This window comes from Dolichospermum circinale AWQC310F (assembly GCF_000426925.1).
Lineage (GTDB): Bacteria > Cyanobacteriota > Cyanobacteriia > Cyanobacteriales > Nostocaceae > Dolichospermum > Dolichospermum circinale.
Genome location: NZ_KE384691.1, coordinates 24,256 through 50,147, shown reverse-complemented (window position 1 = coordinate 50,147; position 25,892 = coordinate 24,256). Strand labels below are relative to the sequence as shown.

Genomic DNA, 25,892 nt, shown 5'->3' with positions numbered 1-25,892 from the left:
AAAGATCACTATTCTTTTCTTCTTTACCTCGGAGAATGAAAACCCCCTGCTTCCCTAGCAGGGCGTTTTAAAGCCTCTCTCCTTGTAGGGCAGAGGTTTGGAGAGGCGTAAATTTATATATTAAAAAATTTTAAAACATCCTCTTAGGTACAACAATTAAGGGAATAAATTGAAAAATCAATATCAAACCTGCCCCTATTTGTCGCGCAAAGTGCTGTAATAGGAGGTGAATGGAAAAAGACGTGAGACAGAAAGCTTAGTTAGCGAGTCATGTTTTGCGAACGATATCTGCCCAGTCACCAATTACCAATCACCAATCACCAAAAATCATGTTTACCATTGACATTCAACAAAGACAATACAAAACTTACATCTTGTCGGATAAAACCGCTGGTACACAAATAGAAGTTGTTCCAGAAAGAGGCGGTATCATTACTAGTTGGCTGGTTCAAGGCCAAGAAATTTTCTATATGGACGCTGAACGCTTTACTCATCCTGATTTGAGCGTTAGAGGTGGTAATCCCATTTTGTTTCCTCTTTGCGGTAATTTACCAGATAATACTTATAATGTTGATGGAAACCCGTATACCATTAAACAACATGGTTTTGCACGGGAATTGCTTTGGACAGCAACGGAGCAAAATACACAAGACAAAGCCAGTGTTACCGTAGTTCTCAATAGCAATGAAGAAACAAAGGCCGTTTATCCTTTTGATTTTCAATTGGCTTTTACTTACGAACTCCAAGGTAATACTTTAGCAGTCCGTCAGGAATACAAAAATCTGTCATCTACACCCATGCCATTTTCCGCTGGTTTTCACCCTTATTTTCTCTGTGGTGACAAAAATCAGCTAGAGGTGGAACTTCCCTCTGGAGAATATCAAGACAACAAAACCAAGGAATTTCACGCCTTTAATGGCAAATTTGACTTTAGTCAAGATGAAATTGATTTTGCTTTTGGTGGACTAACCGCTAAATCTGCCGCTGTCACAGATAATAGTCGCAAATTCAAGCTCACCCTCAATTATGATGATTTTACCACCTGGTTGGTGTTTTGGACTGTGAAGGGTAAAGATTTCTATTGTCTAGAGCCTTGGAGCGCCACCCGCAATGCTTTTAACACGGGTGATAACTTGACTGTTTTAGCGCCAGGAGCTAGTTGTACTGCGGCTTTCCAATTAACAGCAAATTTTTTCTAAAAACCCCTTGACAAAACCATGGCTATTTATGGTATATTTATAAAGTTGGAAAAACAGCAAAAGGGTCGCTAACTCAACGGTAGAGTACTCGGCTTTTAACCGATTAGTTCCGGGTTCGAATCCCGGGCGACCCATTTTTGGGTTTAAAGTATAATTTCATTAATTTTATTTTTTTAAATACATATTTAATCAAATATTTTTAACTATTATCAATAATAATTCTTGAAAATGCTCATACTAGACTATCAACTACGGAATGTGGGAACAATATAAATAAAATGCCACAGTGTGATGTGGTAATAGTTTTCTTAAAAACTACTGAAAATCAATAAAAGTCACTGAATAATGAACCACGAATAAAAGAGTCTCTCCAGATATTTTGCAGAAATCCTATAATTACTAAGCTAAATTGATCCCCTTTTGTAGTATAGTCGCCTGTAACAGTACCTTGGCGTGAGTTTTTCAGGAGTTAAAGAATGTCCATACCAGCAGACCCAGTTAAATTGATGAAGCAAGAAGTTGGCAAGGCCGCCGCCAATTTGGTAAAATCAGGTTCGATAGTCGGTTTGGGTACAGGTTCAACCACAGCTTACACAATTCAGTATTTAGGAGAACGGCTCAAATCTGGAGAACTTGAGGATATTGTCGGTATTCCCACCTCATTTCAGTCAGAAGTTTTAGCAAAAGAGTATGGCGTTCCCCTCACTACTTTAGACGCTGTGGACCATATTGATATTGCTATAGATGGTGCGGATGAAGTAGATACCCATAAAAACTTAATTAAAGGTGGTGGTGCGGCACATACCCGCGAAAAAGTTGTAGATTACTTGGCAAAACAGTTTATTGTGGTGGTTGATAGTGGTAAACTAGTAGATAAACTGGGTTCTGTGTTTGCTGTACCCGTAGAAGTCATTCCTATGGCGCTTACTCCTGTCACTAATGCTATTAAAGCGCTTGGTGGTAAGCCAATACTGCGTATGGGTGTAAAAAAAGCAGGACCTGTTATCACTGACCAAGGTAATATGGTTTTAGATGTGACATTTGATAGCATTGATGACCCTGTAAATTTAGAAAAAACCCTGAATAATATTCCTGGTGTTCTGGAAAATGGTATTTTCGTCAATTGTGCAGATATCGTTCTTGTCGGTGAGGTTATTGACGGTAAACCTGTTGTTAGACGGCTTTAATTTTTTGATGTAATGGTGTAAGTTGATGGTTAGAAAAAAGGAAGAAAATTGTTTTTTAGTACCCTTTTTTCTAACTGAAAATCAATAAATTATCTATTGGGTCTGGTATCAGTGAACGGGATTTTTTTGTCTCACGCAGAGGCGCAGAGGTCGCAGAGGAAGAGAGAAGTACCTGAACATATTTGATTATTTATATTTATTGTTTCTATAGTTGATCAGATTAGCTAAGTAATATCAAATCTACATTTTCACCAATGTCAAAACAACTGAAATTACCTCTAAACTTCCTAAGTGATAAAAAACAATTCACTTTTATTGATCTCTTTGCTGGTATTGGTGGATTTAGAATTGCTTTAGATAAATTAGGTGGTCAATGTTTAGGCTATTCTGAAATAGACAAACAAGCAATTAAAGTTTATCAGCAAAATTTCATTAGCTACTTTAATAAACATGAAATTGAATTAGGAGATATCACAAAAATTACTGAACTTCCAGCTAATGTTGACATCATTGTTGGTGGTGTTCCCTGTCAACCTTGGTCTGTTGCTGGTTGTTTAAGGGGATTTGAAGACAAAAGAGGAAAATTATGGTTTGATGTCATTCGACTAGTAAATAAAAATCAACCTAAAGGATTTATATTTGAAAATGTTAGTGGATTAGCAAGTCCTAAAAATCGGGATAATTTGGAACTAATTCTCAATCAATTAGCAAATATAGGATATTGTGTGAAATGGAAAGTTCTGAATGCTTACGATTTTGGTTTACCTCAAAATAGAGATAGAGTTTTTATTGTTGGGATTAGAGGGGATATGGAAAGATGTCAGGAGTATAAATTCCCTAAATCTTTGAATATTCACCCAAAAGTTTTAGATGTTTTGGATGAATTTAAAAATATTAATTTTGTTGAAAAAGTTAAACTAGATGCAAATACTTTATTTAAAGGTGTAATTCCACCATCAAGAACGAGATTTCAAAAAGATGATGAGTTAAATGATTTTTTTATTTTTTCTGATTTAAGAAATGGACATACAACAATTCACTCTTGGGATATTATCAAAACCAGTGATAGAGAAAAAATGATTTGCTTAACACTTCTTAAATATAGAAGAAGTAAAAAATATGGAGATAAAGATGGTAATCCTTTATCTTTTGAAAATTTCCGAGAAATCATCACGGATATAAAAATAAGTGAGTTAAATAAACTGCTGGAAAAAGGAATATTCCGTTTAACTGCTGATGATAAGTATGAATTTGTAAATTCTAAAAATATGACAGGTATTAATAATATTTATAGAATTATTTTACCGACTGCTGAGATTTTCCCAACTTTAACTGCTACTGGTTCTAAAGACTATATCGCAACTGTATCTATTCATGCTACTCATCCCCAGGAATATAAAAATCTTTTCTTAGAAAAAATTTATCAACTTCATAAATATATACCAATTAATGCAAAACACGCTTGTAAATTACAGGGATTTCCTACAGATTTTGAATACCATACAAAAGATGAAGTCGCTAAAAAGCAGTTTGGTAATGCTGTTGCTGTACCTGTGGTTGAGTATGTAGCTAAAGAATTACTAAGAATTATTGACATCTAAACTAATTTGGATAAAAAATATCATGAAATTCTTTTGTAAAGTTTTCTTGTCCTAATTGAATAAAAAGTGATTGTAACTCCTCAAATGTATTTTCCTTTCCAGAACAAAAATCCCAAAATTCATTTTCAATCCATATATCTTGGGTAATATCTAGAGGAGAACTAGATAACATACTTTTTTGCTTTTCATACCAAGATTTTTTAAAAGGATTAAAAGGAATAGCAATACGCGCTTCTAGGTTAGCATCAGGATTTTTAGCAAATCTGTCAGCATACCATTCTAGAATTTGTTTGTTAAATCCTTTAAACCCACTTTGATTTGGTTGTGTAGTTTTAAGATCAAAAACATATTCAATACAATTTTGAGAAATGGGATTTTCTTTGATGATTTGTTTAATATAGTCATCCATATTTAATTATTCCCAGTCATTACACTCGTCTATATAACTAAAAATCACGCTAAATAGATAATTTCTAGTTTATCACCAATTACCAATTATCAATTACCAATTACCCATTACCCATTAGCCATTATTCATTCTTCTGGGTACAACTAATACTTTATCAACCCGATTTCCGTCCATATCCATAACTTCAAACCGCATATTATCCCATTCAAAATGATCTGCTGCTGCGGGAATACGTCCTAAATGGGTGATCACAAAACCTCCTAATGTTTGATAATTTCCTCTTTCTTCAGTTTCTAATTCTTCGAGATCAAATAGTTCTAAAAACTCTTCTATTCCTAACATTCCATCTACTAACCAAGAACCATCTTCCCTTTGTACTGCTTGGGGTTCTTCTTGTCCTGGTCCTGCGGGAACATCACCGACTATTTCACTCATGATATCATTTAGGGTAACTAATCCTTGAATGACTCCATATTCATCTACGACTAAGGCCATGTGAGTCGCGGTTTGCTTAAATAGTTCTAAAACTTTTAATCCCCGTGTACTTTCGGGAACAAATACGGGTTGACGTAATCCTAGGGTTAGATCTAAGGGTTCATTACGTAAACTTCTGGCTAGTAAGTCGGTGACAGGAATTATACCGAGAACTGTATCCAATCCCCCTTGACAAACTGGATAGCGAGAGTAGGCGCTTTCGGTCATTTTTTGGCGGTTTTCTTCAGCAGGATCTTCCAAGTCTAACCAGACTATATCAGGTCTGGGTGTCATAAAGGAGGTAACGGGGCGATCGCCTAATCGGAAAACCCTTTCTACCATGTCTTGTTCGGCTTCTTCAAAGGTCCCTGCTTCCGTACCTTGTTCGATTAAAATTTTAATTTCTTCTTCTGTGACTTGGGGTTCTTCTGAGGGTGTAATTCCTAAAATTCGCAATACTAGGTCTGTAGATGCACTCAAAAGATAAACTACAGGTGAGGCGATTCTTGCTAAAGCCCGCATAGGTATAGCTACAAAGGCGGCGATTTTTTCGGGGTTATTTAAAGCGAGACGTTTGGGTACAAGTTCACCGACAATTAGGGAAAAATAGGTAATGAGTAAAACCACTATCCCAAAGGCGATCGCATTACTATAATTGGCTAAAATGGGGACTAGCTTAATATAGTCTTCTAGTCTTTTGGCAATAGTAGCACCCCCGAACACACCATTAAGAATATTAATCAGTGTAATCCCCACTTGGACAATAGACAAAAAATGATTGGGAGATTCTGCTAATTTTAATGCGGCCCTAGCATTAATATCCCCTTGGTTAACTAACTGCTGTAGTCTAACTTTCCGGGACGAGACTACGGCCATTTCCGACATGGAAAACACACCGTTAGCGAAAATTAGCACCAAAATTGTGAAAAGTTCAAAAGAGAGGGAAGACATTTTTAAAATTGCTGGTATAAAGAGTAAAATTATACAGAGTTCCCAAGTTTGGGCTAATGTTAATTAAATCTGACTTATTTTAGTATCCATTATTTTAGGTGATTCTCTTAAATACTTTGACTATAAACAAAGTAATAGTCAGATTTCTTCTATCTATTAGCAGTTAAGAGTCTAATTATCAAGTGAATAATAGGGTGTGTTACGGCCATACAATAGACATCTGGAGGTAAAAATTGTAGAAACGTTCCATGGAATGTCTCTACAAGGGCTTCAAAGGACGTACATTTAATTTTCATAAGAGTCTCATCACTTGGGAGTTTGAGAGATGAAGGATTAGTCTTAAATGCACCATAAAATTTTATTGTGTTACGCTGACAGTAACACGCTTACTTGTAGCTGTTACTAGAGTTATACAAATTAAATCCAGTACGTTTGATCTAAGGTTCACTTGATAAATCATTTCTAGGCTAGATTTTTCCCCCTTCACTGTCAAGAGAGCGATTAAAACTTTTAAAATAGTTGATCTCAAAGGCTTCTAGATTTTCACATCGGTAACGACTTCCAATTTAGCGTAAAACTTATGCCATTTTCTTCTATTGTCCGTGCTTTGTCCCGATCTTTGCTGACCGCAGAACTAATTACTAAACTCAACAAACAACAGGAATTGCGGTTAAATGGGATTTCCCGTCTCCCCAAGGGACTAGTAGCTTCAGCATTAGCAAATTATGAAGATCATAATTTGTGTGTGGTCTGTGCTACTTTGGAGGAAGCTGGGCGGGTTTTCGCCCAAATGGAAGCAATGGGCTGGAAAACTGTCCATTTTTACCCTACTTCGGAGGCTTCTCCCTACGAACCCTTTGACCCTGAAAATGAGTTAAGTTGGGGACAAATGCAGGTTTTAGCTGATTTGGTTAATGGTCAGTTGCAAAAGCAAAAAACGGCTATTATTGCTACTGTGGGGGCGTTACAGCCTCATTTACCACCACCGGAAGCGTTTAAATCATTTTGTGTCACTTTAGAAAAAGGAATGGAATTTGATTTAGATGGGTTTGGGGAAAAAATCACGGTTTTGGGATACGAACGAGTTCCCTTGGTGGAAACTGAAGGACAATGGAGTAGACGGGGGGATATTGTAGATGTGTTTCCCGTGTCTTCTGAGTTACCTGTGCGCTTGGAATGGTTTGGCGACGAAATTGAACAAATTCGGGAATTTGACCCTTCTACCCAGCGTTCAGCTTTGGATAAGATAGAAAAAATCACTCTCACTCCCACAAGTTTCGCACCGATAATTTTCAACGGACTGAAAAATTTACCAAATGTAGAGACGTTCCATGGAACGTCTCTACAAGAATTAGGAACATTAGAGGGGAGTCGGCGGTTTTTAGGGTTGGCTTTTACAAGACCCGCTTCATTACTTGACTATTTACCTAAAAATACTTTTGTGGTTATTGATGAGCCAGAACAATGTTATGCTCATAGCGATCGCTGGGTGGAAAATGCTCAAAGTCAGTGGTCAGTAGTCAGTGGTCAGTTATCTGTTGAATTACCTAAAATTCATCGTAATTTTGATGATTGTATAGCAGAAATTAGTAATTTTAAAAAGTTATATTTATCGGAATTATTAGAAGAAAATAGTGGTTTGAATTTAGGGAGTAGACCTTTACCCGTGACTCCTCACCAATTTGCTAAATTAGCGGAGACAATTAGGAAAGAACGCGATCGTAATTTTGGAATTTGGATACTTTCGGCTCAACCTTCCCGTTCGGTTTCGCTACTACAAGAACACGATTGTCCCGCGCAGTTTATTCCCAATCCTCGTGATTATCAAGCCATTGATAAACTACAAATTAATCATACACCAATTGCTCTAAAATATTCCGGTTTAGCAGAATTAGAAGGTTTTATTTTACCCTCTTATCGCTTAGTTATTGTCACCGATAGAGAATTTTATGGACAACATTCCCTAGCTAATTTTGGCTATGTCCGTAAACGTCGTCAAGCAACATCTAAACAAGTTGATCCTAATAAATTACGTCCAGGGGATTTTGTTGTTCATCGTAGTCATGGAATTGGCAAATTTGTGAAATTAGAAAGTCTGACAATTAACGAGGAAACCCGTGATTATTTAGTTGTGCAATATGCAGATGGTTTATTAAGAGTTGCTGCTGATCAAGTTGGTTCTTTATCTCGATTTAGAACTAATGCAGATAAACCTCCAGAACTACATAAAATGACTGGAAAAGCTTGGGATAATACTAAGAATAAAGTCAGAAAAGCGATTAAGAAATTAGCAGTAGATTTGTTAAAATTGTATGCAGCGCGATCGCAACAACATGGTTTTTCCTATCCCCCAGATATGCCTTGGCAAGAAGAAATGGAAGATTCTTTCCCTTATCATCCTACCACAGATCAACTAAAAGCGGTACAAGACGTGAAACGGGATATGGAAAGTGAAAGACCCATGGACAGGTTAGTATGTGGAGATGTCGGTTTTGGTAAAACGGAAGTAGCAATTAGGGCAATTTTTAAAGCTGTCACCGCAGGAAAGCAAGTGGCACTTTTAGCACCAACGACAATTTTAACTCAACAACATTATCACACAATTAAAGAACGTTTTGCACCTTATCCAATTAATGTAGGTTTACTCAATCGCTTTCGTAGTGCGGAAGAAAAACGGACTATTCAAAAACGTCTGGCAACTGGGGAATTAGATATAGTAATTGGTACACATCAATTATTAGGAAAAAGTGTACAATTTAAAGATTTAGGACTTTTAGTAATTGACGAAGAACAAAGATTTGGAGTTAATCAAAAAGAAAAAATCAAAAGCTTGAAAACAGAAGTTGATGTTTTAACTCTTTCCGCTACCCCTATTCCCAGAACCTTGTATATGTCATTATCAGGAATTAGGGAAATGAGTTTAATTACCACTCCACCCCCTACTAGAAGACCAATTCAAACCCACCTCGCACCCCTAAAACCGGAAATTGTCAGAAGTGCAATTCGTCAAGAATTAGATCGAGGTGGCCAGGTATTTTATGTAGTTCCGCGAGTGGACGGAATTGAAGAAACCACTGCAAATTTGCGAGAAATGGTTCCTGGAGGAAGATTTGCGATCGCTCATGGTCAAATGGACGAAAGTGAGTTAGAATCAACCATGCTGACTTTCGGAAATAATGATGCGGATATTCTTGTTTGTACGACAATTATCGAATCTGGTTTAGATATTCCGCGAGTTAACACAATTTTAATTGAAGATGCTCACCGTTTTGGTTTATCTCAATTATATCAATTGCGGGGTCGGGTCGGTCGTGCGGGAATTCAAGCTCACGCATGGTTATTTTACCCCAAACAAAGAGAATTATCCGATGCTGCTAGACAAAGATTAAGAGCAATTCAAGAATTTACTCAACTCGGTTCTGGATATCAATTAGCAATGCGAGATATGGAAATTCGTGGGGTGGGTAACTTGCTAGGTGCAGAACAATCTGGTCAAATGGATGCAATTGGCTTTGATTTGTATATGGAAATGTTAGAGGAAGCAATTCGAGAAATTAGAGGTCAGGAAATACCCAAAGTTGAAGATACGCAAATTGATCTTAACCTCACTGCATTTATTCCTTCCAATTACATTACTGATCTTGATCAAAAAATGAGTGCTTATCGCGCTGTAGCCACGGTAAAATCAAAATATGAATTAAAACAAATCGCTGCTGAATGGACTGATAGATATGGTACTATACCCCTACCAGCAAATCAACTATTGCGAGTTATGGAATTAAAACAATTGGCTAAAAATTTGGGATTTAGTCGCATTAAACCAGAGAATAAACAGCATATTGTTTTAGAAACACCAATGGAAGAACCAGCTTGGAATCTATTAGCAGAAAAGTTAACTTCAAATATGAAATCTCGGTTTGTTTATTCTCCAGGAAAAGTGACAGCAAGAGGTTTAGGAGTTTTTAAAGCAGATCAACAATTGCAGACCTTAATTGATACTTTCATGAAAATGCAAGGTGCAATTTCTGAAACTCCTTGAGTTTGATTTTGTAGATTTTGTAGTAGATTTTGTAGGTTGGGTTAAGCGACAGCGCAACCCAACAACAGTATTAATTATCTTGGGTTTCTTTTAATCATATTGCTGATTTTCTGCACTTCATTTTGTTTGTAATACGCAAATATTACCCTGATTTTATTTTTTTGATGTGTGTAAAAAACATATTTCATCAATTACCTCAAAAAAAGCCATTATCTATAATGGAGGAAGTGATAGTATAGACTAATGGTTAATAGTGAAAGAAATAGGACAATGAAAATTAAAGTCAAAAATCTTGGTACTTTACGAGAAGCAGAATTTACTCTTGGTGACTTGACGATCATTTGTGGTGGTAACAATACCGGAAAAACCTACGCAACTTATGCTTTATTTGGCTTTTTATATACTTGGCGGCAAATGCTTTCAATTCAAATCAACGATGATAAAATTGAAGAACTTCTTGCTGACGGTGTAATTCGTATTGATATCCAAGAGTATGTTAAAAAATCTGAGCAGATTATCATTAAATCCTGTGATAGATATACCCAGGAATTACCGAAAATTTTTGCAGCACCAGTTGACAGATTTAAAAATACAGAATTTAACATCAGTCTAGAAATAAAAACTGAAGATATTAAATTAAAAAACAAATTTGATCAGAAAATGGGATCGGCTAATGCAGAACTTTTCTCAATTACTAAAAGTGAAGAAAGTACAGAATTAGTTGTGACTATTCTTGTTGAAAAAGATAAGGTAAAAATACCTCCTGGAATTATTAAGATTCTCATTGCTAATGCTATAAAAGATATTATTTTTGCTCAGTTTTTCCCTCGTCCTTTTATTGCTAGTGCTGAACGAACTGGCGCGGCCATTTTTCGCAAAGAGTTGAATTTTGCTAAAAATCGTTTACTAGAAGAAATTGGTCAAGCTGACGAAAATATTGATACAATGGAACTTTTACTGAAAGAGTATGATGATTATGCTCTACCGATAAAAACGAATGTGGAGTTTACTCGTAAACTTGAAACCATTGTTAAAAAAAATAGTTTCATTACCGATGAATATCCTGATCTATTAGCTGATTTTACTGATATTATTGGTGGTGAGTATACTGTCACCCGCAACGATGAGCTTTATTATGTACCTAAGGGTAAAAAAGTTAAGCTTTCTATGGATGAAAGTTCTAGTGCTGTGCGTTCTTTATTAGACATTGGCTTTTATCTGAAACACGAAGCTGAACATGGTGATTTATTGATGGTAGATGAACCAGAATTAAATCTACACCCTGAAAATCAACGCCGAGTAGCCAGACTTTTTGCTCGACTGGTTAACGTGGGTATTAAGGTTTTTATCACTACCCACAGCGATTACATCGTTAAAGAACTGAATACTCTAATCATGCTTAATCATGATAAACCCCATCTCCAGCGAATTGCCCAACAGGAAGGTTATCGGCCAGAAGAACTGATTACTGCTCAAAAAATTAAAGTTTACATTGCGGAAGAAGCAAATATGAAACTAGAGGGAAATACAAAAAAAACTAAATGTCAAACTCTTATACCTGCGGATATCGACCCAGAATTGGGTATTGAAGCTCGGAGTTTTGACACAACAATTGAAACCATGAATCGGATTCAGGAAGCAATTTATTGGAGTGAAGAATAATGTCTGATATTGCTATCCTCAAAGAAATGATTCAGGAAAAAAAAGACGCTATAGTTGCATTAAATGAGCGACGAGAGAAAACACACTTAAAATACTCAGTTTTACTCACAGAACTTCAGGATAGTTATTCTGTAACAATTGATGGAATGCCGAAACCTGATGAAGTAATCATCATCCATGTAGATAAGTTTAAATTAGCCGGAGAATTTTGTAATGGATCAAAAGGTGAGTGCAAACGCGCAGATTTTGTCATTATTACGGATACTGCTACAGAAAAAATCATCCTTTGTATTGAGATGAAGAAAAGGAAAGACTCGAATAAAACAATTATTCAACAGCTAAAAGGTGCAAAATGCTTTGTTTATTATTGTCAAGAAATCGGGAAGGAATTTTGGAATCAGTATAACTTTCTTAAAGATTATCAATATCGTTTTGTCAGTATTTGTCACATTCCCATTTCCAAAACAAAAACAAGGTCTGATTGGAAGACAATAAACCCAAATGAAACTCATAATTCTCCAGAAAGAATGCTAAAAATTAGTGGTAAAAATCACATTCAATTTAACTCTTTACTCTAAGGAATGTGAAGTGCTGAATAAAGACTTCTCTAATTTCTCTCGTACTAAAGTAATGAATGATTTATTGACAAAGCAAAAACATCATACTACAGCAAAGCGCCAGTAAACTTACAATTGTGACTCAATTTACCCACCATAGTTAAAATCCAAATAGAGGTGACAATGGTTTTACAACTAATCAGACATCAATTTACAGTTAAACAATTTCACAAAATGGCTGAATCTGGTATTCTGTCAGAAAATGAGCGAGTAGAATTAATTCGGGGGGAAATGATTGATATGTCACCTATTGGAAGAAGACACGCTGGTTGTGTAAATAGATTAGTTAATCTGCTAATTCAGCTTTTAGGAAAACGGATCATTCTTGCACCTCAAAACCCAGTAGTTTTAAATGAAACTTCTGAACCCCAACCAGACATAGCATTATTAAAACCACGTCCAGATTTTTATAGAAATTCACACCCCCAACCAGAAGATATATTTTTGTTAATAGAAGTGGCTGACACAACTGTAAAATATGACCGGGAGGTGAAAATTCCTTTATATGCGGAAGCAAATATTCCTGAAGTTTGGTTAGTAGATGTTAATCAGGAAATTATCGAAGTATATCGAAATTCTCTTGAGGGAATTTATCAAGATGTACAGAAGTTAACAAAAAATCAAAGTTTATCAATTTTAGCTTTTCCTGATGTGAGTATTCATCTGAGTGAACTATTTTAGTTAAATTTTTAGTTAGATTTTATGCTCTCCTGGCGGTTAGAAACCGCTTCTACAACAGCCAAAACTGAAACTCCTTGAGTTTGATTTTGGAGGTTGGGTTAAGCGACAATGAATTTCCCAATTGGGATTAATTAGGTATCCAGCAAAAAAGAATGTAGAGACGTTCTATGAAACATCTCTACAACAATTTTAGAAACCGCACATTTAATCAATTGGATCAATACCCAATGCGCGTAACTGTTCTGCTAACCTTTTAGCCCGTTGACGTTCCTGTTCAGCCCGTTGGCTTTCCTGTTCAGCCCGTTGGCTTTCCTGTTCAGCCCGTTGACGTTCTTGTTCAGCCCGTTGACGTTCCTGTTCAGCCCGTTGGCTTTCCTGTTCAGCCCGTTGACGTTCCTGTTCAGTTCGTTGCTGTTCTTGTTCTAGCTTTTCTACAGCCCATGGCAACAGATTACCTGCTTGATCCCACCACCGTAGCCAGTAACCTATGCGACCTTCCTTTTCTCCTTCCCACAATCCCAAAAATAATCCCATATCTGTAATCCAGTAACGATTATTTTCGTCTTTTGGCTGTAATTTATACTGTCCTGATTCGATTTGATGAACTTCTAATGTAGCTGTCAGAGGATCAAAAATTACATAAGTAGGAACTTGGAGAATTTGTTCATAAAAAAACCATTTTCCGGGGGGGAAAGTGCGTCTAGCTGAGTATTCTTTTCCGTCAGTATCTGAGCAAAATTCCATGACAATACTGGGAATTTCCCCTTCTAGGTGGGGTGTATAGCTGCGTCTATCTGTCACCCCAGATAGGGGTAAAACTGTCCGCACAAAAAACCAATCTGGAGCTTTGACAACAAGTTTACCATCCATGGTGGCACAGATGCCCAAATTTGCCGCTATAAGCATAGTTGGTTGAATATATCCACTTAATTCTAGACTTTCTCGTAATGCTCCAGCAATTAATGGTTGTGCGGTGTTTTCCACAGGTTCTTCTTCTAAGATAAAATCTTCGGGTAATGCTTCCCAAGAAATTGTCACTTTTGATAGTTCGGCAACGGTCGGTATTGGAGTAGCAACCATAACTCTAACTCCCTGGGTATTTTGGGGATTTTTGGTAATTTAAGATTTAGATTGTCTTATTATAGCTGAATATTTACCAGGTTCAGATCCCCGGCTTTTTAGGAAGTAGGGGATCTTTGTTAGTTATACACTATACAAACTCTTCACCCATTCCCATTCCTGGGTTAAGCCATTTCTTAAAGATACTTGGGGTTGATAATTCAGGATTTTCCGGGCTTTGGATACGTCAGCAGCGGTGTGACGGGCATCTCCCATGGCTTTTTCGATATAATGGCGTTTGATGGGTTTAGCGACTATTTCCGCCATGGTATCTAAAACTTCTGATAAAATGACTCTACTGCCGCCGCCAATATTGAAAATTTGCCCTACTGCTTCTGGTACAATAGTAGCAGCTAAGTTAGCAGCGATCGCATCACTGACAAAAGTAAAATCTCTGGTCTGGTTTCCGTCACCATAAACGGGAATTGCTTCGTCCTGCAACACTGCTTTAAAAAACTTATGAAATGCCATATCTGGCCGTTGTCTTGGTCCATAGACCGTAAAATAACGTAAGGATACAAACGGGACACCAAAGTTTTTATGATACAACATTCCCAACTGTTCAGCCGCTAATTTAGTAATACCATAAGGTGACACAGGTAAAGGTTTAATTTCTTCATGGGTTGGTAATGTTTCCGCGTCACCATATATGCTAGATGTAGATGCAAACACTAATCTTTTTAAATTTTCAGCATCTTTAACAGCTTCTAATAAAACTTGTGTAGCGTTAATATTCCGTTCAGTATAAGCTCGAAAACCCTTCCCCCAACTGGCTCTAACTCCAGCTTGGGCCGCTTGATGATAAACTAATTGGACATCTAAAAGCAGTTTTTGCCAATCTAAAAATTGTATATCCCCTTCTACTAAAGTAAAATTGGGGTAATGTTGAAAATTGGCGATATTTTTCCACTTCAACAGGGGATCATAATAATCATTAAATTCATCAATACCAATTACCTCTTCTCCCTGTTTTAATAATGTTTCAGCTAAGTGAGAACCAATAAAACCTGCAACTCCAGTGACAATAATCTTAGTCATTTTATATTTTGTGATTTGGCTGTAATTTTGTTTAACAGCCTAATATTAATTATTTATAACTTAGTCTAACTAAGGATATAATTTTTCCATAGATATTCAATAATTTACTGAAAAAATATAAATCTTTACAAAATCAACAAATACGGAGATACCCGACTTGTTGCAGAAGTCGGGTATCTATTTTCTCCGCAGATTCTACCTATAATCCTGTCTTTGAATATCCCGTAATCTAGCAGCATCACGCATATTATAATCACTACGAGTAAAGCGATTTAACTGCATTTCAAAAAATTCTCGATTTGCTTGTAAATGCTGGGGATTTTCATCATCTAAAGGATATAAAAGAGCAGTTCTTAAAGCTTGAATTACCGCAGATGTTACATTGTACATGGAACGTTGAAAAGTAATTCCCAATTGAATTAAAATATCCTCTTCTCCTCGACAATATTGTTGATAATAATCAACAAGATATTGAGGCAAAAAATGCAACATATCTTGCATTAATAATGTCGGAGGAATACCTGCTGTACCGACGGGAAATACATCAGCATAAAGAATACCATAATGGAAGTCTTTTTGGTCTTCTGGAACTTCCCCTGCTTGGGCATTATATGACTTTGTGCCTCTAAATGGTGCGGTGCGATAAAAAACGGCTTCCACATAGGGTAAAGCGGCTTCATATAACCAGGTAAACGCTTTTGATTTGGGGATAATTTCATAACATTCACCGTCAATATAAACATGATGGTAAATGGGGCGACCTGCAATAGCAAATATACCATTTATGAGAAAGTTCATAGCGTCAGGTACACTTTGGAAACCACCTTCATCATAAATATCTGACATTTCAAAAAACACCGGTGCCATGACTTCCCAGAAAAGTCCTAAATTAGAATAATAGGACATCATGCGGCACTGTTCCAAAAACATATCAGGAAACAGTTTATAAAGTCCCAACATTAGAGGATTTTTCCGAAAATAAGCTTTAATTGCTTTATCTGCATTGGCTTGATATTCGGCTGAATCTAAATAAGCATCAAATTGGTTTACTGGTGCATACATTTTGCGGTGCCAAAGCATAGCCTGCATACAAGCTTCCGCAAATTCCATGTTGATTCTATCATGGAATAAATGATGGAATATTTTCGGCATTTTGATGGTTTCACCTTTTTCCATAAATGCCAAAAGTTCTGGGTGTGCAGTAGCTTCACCGCGCCAAATTCTTAAATCAGCATCATCACCTGCATAGTGATTATGGAGGTCTAAATATTCTTGTGGTAAGAAGTATTTAAAAGCTGGTAAAGGATCTAAAAATACCCTTTCAGCAATATATAATAAATCTCGCCAATAAAAATCCATCGGTACAGCATAAGCTTTATAAATACCGATAATTTGCATTAAATTTTCTGGGGTATCTGGTAACATTGAACCACCAGCTTCTAAGCGATGAATAATTTCTGCAAATTCGTGTTTTGAAGGAGGAATTTTGGCTTTTGGTTTTTCTGAAGTTTGTACCATATTATTTTTTGTGTTTGTTAAAACAATAGTGTATCTGTTAGTTTTCAAACCCTCCCGGAAATGAATTTCCGGGCTAATAATCAAAGTAAACTTTAGTTTACTAAAAAATTTTCGGGTTATTTAGTCATCTTGAGATGATTTTTGCTATGAGCCTGGGAATTTATTCCCAGGCTATATCATTTTAAGGCAATTACGGATTTTTCGGTGGGGGAAATTGCGGCTACCATAGCGGTAGTTGTGGTTTCACTCCAACGCACTAACCAGGTGGGTTGTACTCCCAAAAAGATGATTAACAATGCTAAAATTAGTGCAGGAACTTTTTCTGCCCAGATGACTCTAGGGTAGTAAGCTAGGTTATTTTGCAATTTACCAAAACAGGTACGGTTAAGAAGAATGACAAAATAAACTGCGGTTAAACCAGAGGCAACTACACATAAAATTGTGGGAACTGGAAAGCTGGAAAAACTGCCTTGAAAGGAAATAAATTCAGCAATGAAACCTGTTAAACCGGGAATACCAGAACTAGCCATACCACCTAAAACTAGCAAGGCACTAATTAATGGTAAACCGCGAATAGGACTCATTAAACCATTGAGTTTATCTAATTCTCTTGTACCAACTTTAGTTTCAATAATTCCCACTAAATGAAAGAGAATAGCGAGAATAATTCCATGACTAAACATTTGGGCTACTGCACCAACTAATGCTAAAGGTGTGGCTGCGGCTGCTGCTAGTAAAATATAGCCCATGTGGCCGATAGAACTATATGCTACCATGCGTTTGATGTCTTTTTGGGCAATGGCTACAACCGCCCCATAAATCGCGCTAATTGCTCCCCAAATTGCCAATGTTGGGGCGATAATATGCCAAGCTTGGGGAAACATTCCTAAACCAAATCTTAATAGGCCATAAGTTCCTAATTTGGCTAATATTCCACCCAATAAAATAGCGATAGGTGCGGAAGCTTCTACGTAAGCATCTGGTAGCCAGGTATGGAAGGGAATTAAGGGAATTTTGATACCAAAACCTAGAACTATTCCTGCTAATAATATTAATTGCATTCCCGCAGAAATCTTTTCAGTGGCAACAGCATCAAAAGCAAAACTGTGAGAACCTGTTAACCATACCATTCCTAAAAATGTGGCTAAAATTAAAGCTCCGGAAATGGCTGTATAAATCAGAAATTTCATGCCGGCATAAGCTCGTTTTTCTCCGCCCCAAATGGAAATTAGTAAATAAAATGGGATTAATTCCAATTCATAAAACAGGAAAAACAGAAGCAAATTTTGTGATAAGAAAGCGCCAGCAACCCCACCACTAACAAACAAAATCAGGGCATAAAATAACCGAGGACGTTCTGTATCTCTACTGCTGCTGTAAATAGCAATCCAAGTGAGGAAGCTATTTAATACTAACATTAGTATTGATAATCCATCTACTCCTAATTGATAACTCAACCCCAGGGTTTCATTCCAGGGTAAATATTCGGTAAATTGCGTCCCCGAATTGCTGATATCAAATTTGAACAAAATCAAAATATTCCACAGCAAAACTAACCCTGTAATGATTAAAGATGCTAAACGAATTTGATTTGCGGGAATATCTTTTCTTGGATAAAAACCGATGATTATAGCGGCTATAATTGGCAGCCAAATTAAAACACTCAACATATTTCTGATCTGGGAATTGGTAATTGGTAATGCTATAAGTTAGGTGCAAATTAAAAAATTAATTTCATAAACTGCACACCCCAAAAAGGCCATGACAACCAAGCGCCTAAAACACCTACTCCTAAAAGCACTGTCAGGGCATAGGTTTGAGTTTGTCCATTGTTACTATATTTCAATCCTTCACCACCTAAAAGAGAGAATAAACCCACAAAGTTGACAATACCATCTACTACGAATCTATCTAGGATATCGGCAAATTTAGAAAGTTGGGCAACGCCGAAAATAATGGTGATTTTGTACAGTTTGGGAGTGTAAAAGTCATAAGCAAATAAATTTTGTAAACCTTGCCAGGGTAAACGAATTGGTTTAGGAATGTTGCCTAAATAGATGATGCTGCTAATACTGAAACCGAATATACTTGACCAAATTAATAGTAGGGCGACATCTTTATTTAATGTTGCCCATTGAGGAAGTAATGACAAGCTTTGTAATACTAAAGGCAGGTGTAAAACAAAACCCGATAAAATCATCATTGGTAAAACCATTAACCAAATAGCTTCGGGGGAACGTTCACTCATTTGTTTGGGTTTCCCAGCAAAAATTAAACCAAATTCCCTAGTTAAACTAAATGTGGTTAAGGCATTGACAATAATAATTATTCCTACTAAAGTCGGATGTGTTGCCCATAAACCATCGGCTAGTTTAAACAATGCCCAAAAACTACCTAAAGGGGGAAAACCTATTAAACCCAATGTACCAATAATAAATGCTAAACCGGACATGGGACGACGTGACCATAATCCACCTAATTGGGTAACATCTTGGGTGACACTATTCCAAACAATTCCTCCTGTACTCATGACTAGTAATGCAGAGGATAAAGTATGGGTGAGGACTAATAGCAGCGCGGCTTCATTTTGTTGTGTGCCTACGGCAATAAATACCAAGCCCATGTAAACACTAACAGAATAGGATAAACAGCGTTTAATGTCAATTTGAGCGATCGCAATTAACGCCCCACCAATGGCTGTTACTGTACCAATAGCCACCATTACAGAAGCTGCGACAGGAGATAAACTAAATATAGGTTGTAATTTAATTAACACCCATGCCCCACTGGCGACGACCACCGAATTTCGTAAAATTGTACTAGGAACAGGTCCCTCCATTGCTTCATCTAACCACAAATGTAGGGGAAATTGGGCGCATTTACCCATCGGACCTGCAATTAAGCCCAAACATACTAAGGTAATAATTGTGGGGTCAACATTTGCAGTAGCCGCCCAAGCAGTCAACTCTGTATAATTCCAAGTCCCTGAAAGTGTCCAAAGTCCTAAGACACCCATTAACAAAAACAAGTCTCCTACCCGTTTGGTTAAAAAAGCATCTCGCGCCCCAGTCACTACCAAAGGCTGACTAAACCACAAACCTACTAATAAGTAAGTTCCCAAGGTAAGGACTTCCAGAATTACATAACTAAAAAATAAATCATTACACAAGACTAAAGCACAAAGACCGGCTTCAAATAATCCTAATAAGGAAAAGAAACGTCCCCAACCCCAGTCCATTTCCATGTAACCAATAGCGTATATCTGCGCCAGCAAATTTAAGCCGGTAATAATAATTAACGCCCCCAGACTAACAGCAGAAATTTCTAAATTAATGGTGAGATTTAAACCTGCTGTCGACAACCAAGGAATAAATACCTCTTGGGCTGGATGATTTCCAATCACAAAGAAAGCAAGAACAGCATGAACAAATGAGCAAAAGGTCATAACTGCGTTTACGTATCCCGCCGGTCGAGGACCTGTTTTGCGAATTATTCCCGGTGACCAAGGTATGGCTAAAAGCCCACCTATCAAAGCATAAACCGGGATTAGCCAAATAGTATCTAGTAAATACTGACCCATTCAATTACCTCTACAGTTTGCAGCAAAACTTAAAGAAAACACAGCAAATACCGTTGATCCCTATCAATCTAGTGATCATTGATGATCGCATTTTATTTTAATTTAAAATTATTATGAATAGCTTACCCTTATCTGTACCAAAAAGAAATTATTTAAGTAGATGAATTTGCAATGATTTCTGTAAGTGATTCTTATATTTCCGTACATTTGATTATTCAATAGTAACCATCATGTTTAATCTATAAATTAACTTTTCAAGGAGTATTTATAACCCAGGGGCAGTATTTACCACCCCATTTTTTTATACTTTAATAGGTATCTCACATAGGGAATCAGGTAAATTACTGACTGTAATAACTACTTGTGGGCTGAGTTGACTAATAGGGGCTGGTTTCATATCCCGATAATCAATAATTTGGACAACAATGAGATAAGCAATAGCCAGAAGTATAGAAATTATCCCTGTAATAATCGCAACTATCTGAGAACGGTTCATAAGTGTTTCCTGTAAATTAAGTAAATACTGCAAATTTAAGTAAATAATGATTTTAGAGACTTTTCATGGCTGAATATGCCTACTTCACCTCGGCTATCGGCAACTTTAAAGATAGTATAGTATTAATATTAAGACTTATGCAAGATGTGGCTAAAAACCTTATTTTTGTGTAACAGAACTTTTCTGAAATTAAGCTTTATGTCACTAACTGAAGAAATTCTCTCTCAACTCCCAGGGGATATTTTAGGCGGCTTGCGTCGTGCAGATACCATTTTAACATCTTTAAGAGATAATAACTCACCCATACCAAATGTAGTTCAAGAAAATCCCGAAAATTTAGAATCCTTACAATTTGATGTCATTATTTGCGGTGGAACTTTGGGAATTTTAATTGGTTGCGCTTTAGCTGTGCGGGGTGTGCGCGTAGCCTTATTAGAAAGGGGAATTTTGCGGGGAAGAGAACAGGAATGGAATATTTCTCGCCAAGAGTTAAAAGTATTTCGAGAATTGGAATTACTAACGGAAACGGAATTAAACCAGGCTATTGTTACTGAATATAATCCCGCACGAGTTAGCTTTTCAGGAGGTACAGAAGTTTGGGTAGAAGATGTTCTTAATATTGGCATAAGTCCTATTTATTTACTTGAAACATTAAAAAACCGATTTCTGAATGCTGGAGGAAAACTATTTGAAAATACACCATTTAGTAATGTAGTAATTCACAAAAATGGAGTTATTATCAATAACCAATTTACTGGAAAATTGTTATTAGATGTCATGGGAAATCTATCACCAATTAGCCAACAAGCACGTCAAGGAAAAAAACCAGATGCACTTTGTTTAGTTGTGGGAACTTGTGCTACAGGATTTCCTGAGAATAAAACTGGTGATTTATTATTATCTTTTACAGCATTGGAAAATCAATGTCAATATTTTTGGGAAGCATTTCCCGCCAAAGACGGGAGAACAACTTATCTGTTCACTTATTTAGATTCAGCACCAGAAAGATTGAGTTTAGAAACTTTATTTGATGAATATTTTCGTCTATTACCAGAATATCAAGGTGTGGAAATTAATCACCTGAATTTTCAACGGGCTTTGTTTGGTTTCTTTCCTAGTTATCGTCAAAGTCCTTTACAAACTCCTTGGAATCGGATTTTATTTGTAGGAGATAGTAGCGGAAATCAATCACCTTTAAGTTTTGGTGGTTTTGGGGCTATGGTGCGTCATTTACAAAGGTTAACTTTGGGAATTGCAGAAGCATTGAAAACCGATCAATTATCTGCCAAATCTTTAGCAATTCTCCAACCATATCAACCGAGTTTAAGTGTAACTTGGTTATTTCAAAAAGCCATGAGTGTAGGAGTAAATCAACAAATTAACCCCAATCAAATTAACCAATTACTCGCGGCCGTATTTGCACAAATGCAGAAGTTAGGAACACCTGTTTTAAAACCTTTTTTACAAGATATTGTCCAATTTGGGGCGTTAACAAAAACTTTGTTAAAAACTGGTTTATCTCATCCTTTATTAGTTGCAAAAATCATTCCCCAAGTGGGTTTATTAAGTTTATTAGATTGGATGTTACATTATGTCAATTTAATTGTGTATACTAGGTTGTTTACTTTAAGTCCAATGTTAGAAATATTAGTTAATAATCTACCACAAGAAAAACAATATTATTGGCATCGGTTAATAGATAAATGGCGCTTTGGTTCTGGTAGTGATTATAGAACTCCTATTTGATTTTTGATAGCTTGCGTGGCGTAGCCATACAAGAATTAGTAGGTATCAATTCTGTCTTTCTTCCTGTGTTCCCTGTTCCCTGTTCCCTGTTCCCTGTTCCCTATTCCCTGTTCCCTGTTCCCTGTTCCCTATTCCCTGACCACACAAGTAAATTCACAGAATCAAACCGGATTCCTATATCATAAATAAGTAGGTGAACACGATCAAACAAATCTGTGTCGAGAACAGTAAAATCTCCCAAAACTTCAATTTTTGACGATTTTTTTGTTATCAAGACAATGACGGATTTTCTGGATCTCCGTTGTCGCTAAACCTAAATACATTTGCTGTAATTCTCTGGATAAATCAGGATTTTTGATCAAATGTTCTATCCGGCTTTCAATAGTAGCAATCAAATTATCTAAATTTTCATTAGTAACTATGTTTTGTTTCCCTATCTCCTTTAAACTAGGCTGTACAGATAGTTCTCTAGCATTATTTTGGTTCTGCAAATATTTAGCTTTTTCTGTTTCTAATTGAGCTACAGTTAATTGTAAGGTTTCTATGACTCCATACATCTCCAATGGGTCAAATATCCGCAATAAACTGGTTTGAGTGACTATAGCTAACTTTGCGCCCCAATCCCAGGATACAACCAATCGCTGCACTCGTCGCTTTTGCATTTCTTGATGGGCAGACCATAGAGAATCTTCTGGACTCAGTAAAAATAACGGTGTACTCATCACTGTTTTTGCTTGAATTTCAGGCAAATTTAAGCCCAATGCTTGAAATTGTACTATGTCTCTTTCTGTAACAATTCCTACTGGTTTACAAGCGGATTCAGCATCATTCCCAGAACCACTTTTCGTTATCACCACGCAACTAACTTGATATTCTGCCATCATCTGCGCCAAGCTGAGTACGGAGGCTGTGGGTGCTGCATGAATTACCTGGCTTGTCATGACTTCTGATACCCGTCGCATTTTCAGTAAATTGGTGGGGCGCAAAACTTGTCTAATACTCTCTGGGGAAACAATTCCTACTACTCGTGTATCTTCATTGACTATCACTAAATGGCGAATCCGATACCGCCGAAATAAAAACAGTGCCGCAAAAATATCCCGAAATGAAGTTTCCACTAAGGTTATTACTGGATGTATCATGACATCAGCTATTTTCACTCCAGTAAAATCTCTACCCATTGCTGTCAGTTTAACAACATCTCTTTCTGTGAAAATGCCCAGTAATTTGTTTTCTTCTATAACTAAAATACAACTTGACCGCGTACCTTGCATGGAACTAAAACCCATTTCTGAATCAAAATCAGGTAAGAAACAACTATTACCTCGCGTCTGATTCATTAAATTGACAACATCAATTAGGGAAGTATTCGGTGTAACAACCAGCGGACGCTTATCTATCGCATCTTCTAAGCAAGGAACGCCAATGAGTGGGTCATCAATTTCCATATTTGACAATAGCCGATGAAGTTAATTTATAAAGTTTTGTAAAGTTTTTTGTCATATACATATTATTTTCTATAAATTTCAGTTACAATACGAGGGATGTAAAGGATGAAAGGGGGGAAACAGTTTCTATATAAAGGATTGAATTATCAAAAGGTAAATATGGGATAAGATTCGGGGTTATCTATCTCAGTAGGGGTAAAAAAGACATTTTTACTTTGTGGTTCTAAATTAGAGCCAATATGTACATCAGTCTTCATCCATACCGGAAATTCTTTGTATTTTACCATAGAGCCTGTCTAAAACCCTTTTAACTGATACAGGTTGCCATTGACTCCCCCGCTTGGTTTGATATCCTTGCTGGTTAAGCCAAGCGGCGATTTGTGGAAGTGATTTTCCTGACTTGTGGTGACGGCGAATTAATTCAATAATCTGTTGTTCAGATGGATTTTCGACTAATTCACCATTAACAGACTGTTGACCAAAAGCAGGTGAACCATAGCCGGCATAGCCGCCACTGGCTGCTTTCGCTTTTCTGGCTTGGTCTAGCTTGTCTCTGATGTAAGAGTCTTTTGATTTTTCAGTTGCCATTGTTTTTAGAAAAAAATCATTTCTATTCTATGGGGATTATATCTCAAATATTGGTCTTTGCCAGTTGATGAGTGAGAGTTTTGTTTACGTCTTTCTATCCTTGCATTTATCCTGAGCAATGCTAGTATTAATTTTTGCATAGCTAATGAAAACAGATTTTATCTGCATAACCCAAAAATCAAGTAAAAGTCGTGAGTATTTTATGCGAAACAAAAGAAACATCAAAAGATTGAACTTTCTATGGCATCAGGGTTACTGTAATTCCGGTTTTGGCTTGACCTCAATCAATAATTTAACTCATGGACATTCCATTTTATCATTGACAACTTCCCATTTCCCAACCAGATAATCACCAATTTCAATTTTTGCTGGAGAAACCTATGGCTACTTCTGAAAGTCCGAATGAAACTCTTGTTCAATATATCCAAAAATCAGACTTTGAATCGCTTTTAGAGGAGAAAGAATTGTTTGTGATGGACTGTACCGCAACTTGGTGCGGACCTTGTAAAATCGTTGCTCCTTTAATGGATAAACTAGCCGAAGAATACAAAGATCGGGTAAAAGTGGTCAAATTAGATGTTGGTGACGGCGAAAATCAAAGCGTCGCTAAAAAGTACGGTATTCGCAGTATTCCCGCAGTTATGTTTTTCAAGGATGGTGACTTATCAGAAACAATTGTGGGGGTAGTTCCCTATGAGAAATTCACCACAGCTTTAAACAAAATACTTTCACCTTCTTGAGGGGGTTTTTCCATGCAGAGAGCGTATATATTTCCATGTCCTAATTGCGGTAGTGAAGCAAAACGTCAGTTTTTAACTGATGGAAAACTAGCTCACAAGCATTCTTTAATGAATCAAATTATCCGTACAGAGTGTCCAGTTTGTGACTACCTGATGGTAATGCGCTCTCTGGATGGTAGTGTAATTGAAGCTTACGCACCCGGAATACCAAGCAACTTTAAACCATTAACTACATCTCATCTTTCTCCAGAAGTTTGTGAACAGGAAATATTAATGCTGAGTGAATCTATTTCATTCTGCTCGATATTTTTCCATTTACCAAATCAAAATTCCACAGATTCATACTCATTACTTTACAGCCAAAGGTGATTCTTCTCGTGAATGTGCATCTGCTTGGGATATAGTAGAGGAACTTTTAGCAGTAGCATCTCATCAACGAGTAGCAAAGGAAAATATTCAGGAGATTATTGAATAATAAATATTATTTACTTTTCCTAATTTTTCAAATATCGTCTCATGGTTCTATTGATATTTCCGCTGAGTTAATTCAATGGCCAAAAGGGTGGGAAAAAGAACCAAAGTTAGTCAAATCTCTAGTTAATTCCCACTAAAATTCTGTTGAGAATCATGAACAATATTTCTCCCGATTCTATCACTTTAGAAGATTCAAATACCTTTGTAAAATCTGAACCTGATTCAGATATTTTACAACCTTTATTACCTCAAACTGTTAGATTATGAACAACGGTCGCAAGAGTTAGAAAATAGCAAGAATCCTTTTGCAACAGTGGTTATGGCG

The 25,892-nt window shown here is 36.7% G+C and carries 21 protein-coding genes and 1 tRNA gene; 12 read left to right on the top strand and 10 right to left on the bottom strand.

Annotation, left to right across the window (positions count from 1 at the left end; genetic code table 11):
• The first annotated feature begins 329 nt into the window (after positions 1–329).
• The 4 genes from ACIR310F_RS0114600 (at position 330) to ACIR310F_RS0114585 (ending at position 3,987) form a co-directional block, all read left to right on the top strand.
• Positions 330–1,199: an aldose epimerase family protein gene (locus ACIR310F_RS0114600; protein WP_028084460.1), complete on the top strand. Its 870-nt coding sequence runs from the start codon at positions 330–332 to the stop codon at positions 1,197–1,199.
• Between the two features lie 62 nt (positions 1,200–1,261).
• Positions 1,262–1,333: transfer RNA gene (locus ACIR310F_RS0114595), tRNA-Lys, on the top strand.
• 342 nt (positions 1,334–1,675) lie between these two features.
• Positions 1,676–2,386, top strand: a complete 711-nt coding sequence (gene rpiA / locus ACIR310F_RS0114590; RefSeq protein WP_028084459.1) for a ribose-5-phosphate isomerase RpiA — start codon at positions 1,676–1,678, stop codon at positions 2,384–2,386.
• Positions 2,387–2,640: 254 nt separating this feature from the next.
• On the top strand, positions 2,641–3,987 hold the full coding sequence (locus ACIR310F_RS0114585) for a DNA cytosine methyltransferase (RefSeq protein ID WP_155963832.1): 1,347 nt from the start codon (positions 2,641–2,643) through the stop codon (positions 3,985–3,987).
• Between the two features lies 1 nt (position 3,988).
• On the opposite strand, the gene ACIR310F_RS22645 is transcribed toward ACIR310F_RS0114585, so the two are convergent.
• Positions 3,989–4,396 (bottom strand): TdeIII family type II restriction endonuclease, encoded by a 408-nt coding sequence (locus ACIR310F_RS22645; RefSeq protein WP_035368062.1) that lies wholly within the window; start codon positions 4,394–4,396, stop codon positions 3,989–3,991.
• Positions 4,397–4,510: 114 nt separating this feature from the next.
• Complete coding sequence (locus ACIR310F_RS0114575; RefSeq protein WP_028084457.1) at positions 4,511–5,821, bottom strand: hemolysin family protein; 1,311 nt, start codon at positions 5,819–5,821, stop codon at positions 4,511–4,513.
• A gap of 580 nt (positions 5,822–6,401) precedes the next feature.
• Between ACIR310F_RS0114575 and mfd the strand changes: the two genes are divergently transcribed.
• The 4 genes from mfd (at position 6,402) to ACIR310F_RS0114555 (ending at position 12,820) form a co-directional block, all read left to right on the top strand.
• Complete coding sequence (mfd, locus tag ACIR310F_RS0114570; protein WP_028084456.1) at positions 6,402–9,860, top strand: transcription-repair coupling factor; 3,459 nt, start codon at positions 6,402–6,404, stop codon at positions 9,858–9,860.
• 270 nt (positions 9,861–10,130) lie between these two features.
• A complete protein-coding gene (locus ACIR310F_RS0114565) occupies positions 10,131–11,522 on the top strand; it encodes an AAA family ATPase (RefSeq protein WP_028084455.1) in 1,392 nt (463 codons plus the stop codon).
• Positions 11,522–12,100: a hypothetical protein gene (locus ACIR310F_RS0114560; protein ID WP_028084454.1), complete on the top strand. Its 579-nt coding sequence runs from the start codon at positions 11,522–11,524 to the stop codon at positions 12,098–12,100. The genes ACIR310F_RS0114565 and ACIR310F_RS0114560 overlap by 1 nt, the downstream gene beginning before the upstream one ends.
• Before the next feature lie 162 nt (positions 12,101–12,262).
• The gene (locus tag ACIR310F_RS0114555; protein WP_028084453.1) at positions 12,263–12,820 is read left to right on the top strand and encodes a Uma2 family endonuclease; all 558 of its coding nucleotides are present in this window, start codon (positions 12,263–12,265) and stop codon (positions 12,818–12,820) included.
• Between the two features lie 204 nt (positions 12,821–13,024).
• Here ACIR310F_RS0114555 and ACIR310F_RS0114550 read toward each other — a convergent pair whose 3' ends face one another.
• The 6 genes from ACIR310F_RS0114550 to ACIR310F_RS0114525 form a co-directional block, all read right to left on the bottom strand.
• Positions 13,025–13,900 carry a Uma2 family endonuclease gene (locus ACIR310F_RS0114550; RefSeq protein WP_028084452.1) on the bottom strand — a complete coding sequence of 292 codons (876 nt, stop codon included), beginning with the start codon at positions 13,898–13,900 and terminating at the stop codon, positions 13,025–13,027.
• A gap of 123 nt (positions 13,901–14,023) precedes the next feature.
• A complete protein-coding gene (locus ACIR310F_RS0114545) occupies positions 14,024–14,977 on the bottom strand; it encodes an NAD-dependent epimerase/dehydratase family protein (protein ID WP_028084451.1) in 954 nt (317 codons plus the stop codon).
• Positions 14,978–15,172: 195 nt separating this feature from the next.
• Positions 15,173–16,495 carry a CO2 hydration protein gene (locus ACIR310F_RS0114540; protein WP_028084450.1) on the bottom strand — a complete coding sequence of 441 codons (1,323 nt, stop codon included), beginning with the start codon at positions 16,493–16,495 and terminating at the stop codon, positions 15,173–15,175.
• Positions 16,496–16,671: 176 nt separating this feature from the next.
• On the bottom strand, positions 16,672–18,165 hold the full coding sequence (locus tag ACIR310F_RS0114535; RefSeq protein ID WP_028084449.1) for an NADH-quinone oxidoreductase subunit M: 1,494 nt from the start codon (positions 18,163–18,165) through the stop codon (positions 16,672–16,674).
• A 50-nt stretch (positions 18,166–18,215) separates the two neighbouring features.
• Entirely contained in the window at positions 18,216–20,075 is a 1,860-nt protein-coding gene (locus ACIR310F_RS0114530; protein WP_028084448.1) for an NAD(P)H-quinone oxidoreductase subunit F, read from the bottom strand.
• Between the two features lie 301 nt (positions 20,076–20,376).
• Positions 20,377–20,571, bottom strand: a complete 195-nt coding sequence (locus ACIR310F_RS0114525; protein ID WP_028084447.1) for a hypothetical protein — start codon at positions 20,569–20,571, stop codon at positions 20,377–20,379.
• Between the two features lie 198 nt (positions 20,572–20,769).
• On the opposite strand from ACIR310F_RS0114525, the gene ACIR310F_RS0114520 reads away from it, so the two are divergent.
• The gene (locus ACIR310F_RS0114520; RefSeq protein WP_028084446.1) at positions 20,770–22,317 is read left to right on the top strand and encodes an FAD-dependent oxidoreductase; all 1,548 of its coding nucleotides are present in this window, start codon (positions 20,770–20,772) and stop codon (positions 22,315–22,317) included.
• Positions 22,318–22,562: 245 nt separating this feature from the next.
• Here the strand turns inward: ACIR310F_RS0114520 and ACIR310F_RS0114515 are convergent, their stop codons facing one another.
• Both ACIR310F_RS0114515 and ACIR310F_RS0114510 read right to left on the bottom strand, forming a co-directional pair.
• Complete coding sequence (locus tag ACIR310F_RS0114515) at positions 22,563–23,765, bottom strand: CBS domain-containing protein (RefSeq protein WP_028084445.1); 1,203 nt, start codon at positions 23,763–23,765, stop codon at positions 22,563–22,565.
• A gap of 246 nt (positions 23,766–24,011) precedes the next feature.
• Positions 24,012–24,353, bottom strand: coding sequence for a recombinase family protein (locus tag ACIR310F_RS0114510; protein ID WP_028084444.1), 342 nt, complete (start codon positions 24,351–24,353; stop codon positions 24,012–24,014).
• A 380-nt stretch (positions 24,354–24,733) separates the two neighbouring features.
• On the opposite strand from ACIR310F_RS0114510, the gene trxA reads away from it, so the two are divergent.
• Genes trxA through ACIR310F_RS0114500 form a run of 3 tightly spaced genes read left to right on the top strand, consistent with a single transcriptional unit; the run spans position 24,734 to position 25,568 of the window.
• Positions 24,734–25,093 (top strand): thioredoxin, encoded by a 360-nt coding sequence (gene trxA, locus ACIR310F_RS0114505; RefSeq protein WP_028084443.1) that lies wholly within the window; start codon positions 24,734–24,736, stop codon positions 25,091–25,093.
• A 12-nt stretch (positions 25,094–25,105) separates the two neighbouring features.
• Entirely contained in the window at positions 25,106–25,462 is a 357-nt protein-coding gene (locus tag ACIR310F_RS27480) for a hypothetical protein (protein WP_331271317.1), read from the top strand.
• Positions 25,374–25,568, top strand: coding sequence for a CP12 domain-containing protein (locus tag ACIR310F_RS0114500; RefSeq protein WP_028084442.1), 195 nt, complete (start codon positions 25,374–25,376; stop codon positions 25,566–25,568). Before ACIR310F_RS27480 ends, ACIR310F_RS0114500 begins: the two co-directional genes overlap by 89 nt.
• The last annotated feature ends 324 nt before the right edge of the window (positions 25,569–25,892 follow it).